1 protein-coding gene is annotated in these 1,062 nt (G+C 56.6%); it reads right to left on the reverse strand.

The window, feature by feature from the left end; genetic code table 11:
- Positions 1-939, reverse strand: a 939-nt coding sequence (locus tag M2103_RS13195; RefSeq protein WP_277511151.1) for a hypothetical protein, incomplete at its 3' end; no start/stop codon positions are given.
- Between the last annotated feature and the right edge of the window lie 123 nt (positions 940-1,062).

Below are 1,062 nucleotides of genomic sequence, written 5' to 3' on the forward strand. Positions count from 1 at the left end.
CAAGCTGCCGTCTGGCTCTCTTAGTTCACGGTCACTGATGAGCTGGAATTCTGGCATTTGGAATGCTCCCACATAGTTCCACTCGAGGGGGATGTCGCTGTTGGAGAGGGTGATATTGGCTGCCTCAACATGCGCGATATACCGTGTTTCCAAGGTTGTGGGGTTGGTTGGTAGGATGTTGGTGCCTGATGTTGAGAAGTTATCAAGTGTGGCTTGATTATAGAAGAACACCACATTGGAAACGTGGTTGCTTCCACTTTGAAGAACGCCTACGGGCATTTCGACTTGTTGGGCGGCTGCAACCATGGCGGCGTGCGTGGGCACATGAGCTGCCTTTTTGGGCGGCTCTTGGGTTCCGCAATCGGCGTTCGGCGCCGTGGTCACGGTGACTTCGTTGTCCTTGTTGACATGGATTTCGAAGATGTCGGAGCCTGGCACGGTGACGATGGTAAGGATTTCATCCGAGGTGGCCGCGGTGACGGCGTATCCGCCTTGCATGCCATTGCGGTAGATTTGAACGAGGCGATCTTCGCCCTCGGCTGCTTTCACCGTTTTGGCGGTGTCGAGCTGGAAGGGAATTTGGATGTCCTCGTAAGGAGCAATCAGCACTTCTTTGGGGCTGAAGTTCTTCCAGTTGGCGGGAAACGCGGTGAGCTCCGGAAAGACGGCTTGCAGGCGCTTGAGCTGCATGGCGGCGACGGCCTCCGGATCGTTGGCGATGTCGGGGTAGGCCTTGGCCACCGGGAGCTGTGCGGTCAGGTGCGCTTCAAGCTTTTGGAGCACGATGGGCTCCTTCGCATGGTCGTGCGTGCAAGTTGCGGCGGCTTGGGATTGTGGTTGCACGGGTGCATCCTTGGTGTGAATGCCGGCGATATAGAGTATCGCGACGGCGAAAGCGCTGGCTATGCCGGCGCTGAGGAGGATTTTGGTCTTCTTCATTGGAGGATGCGGTAAGTTCAATGCATGGGCCCGGGGCGGAGGCGTGTTTAACACAAATAATATGCGTGCAGTCCCGCGCCAGCGCACGTGGGAGTCAATCAAAAATGCTGCCTGTCAGCATGT

The sequence above is a fragment of the Ereboglobus sp. PH5-5 genome (assembly GCF_029504805.1).
In the GTDB taxonomy this organism is placed as follows: Bacteria; Verrucomicrobiota; Verrucomicrobiia; order Opitutales; family Opitutaceae; genus Ereboglobus.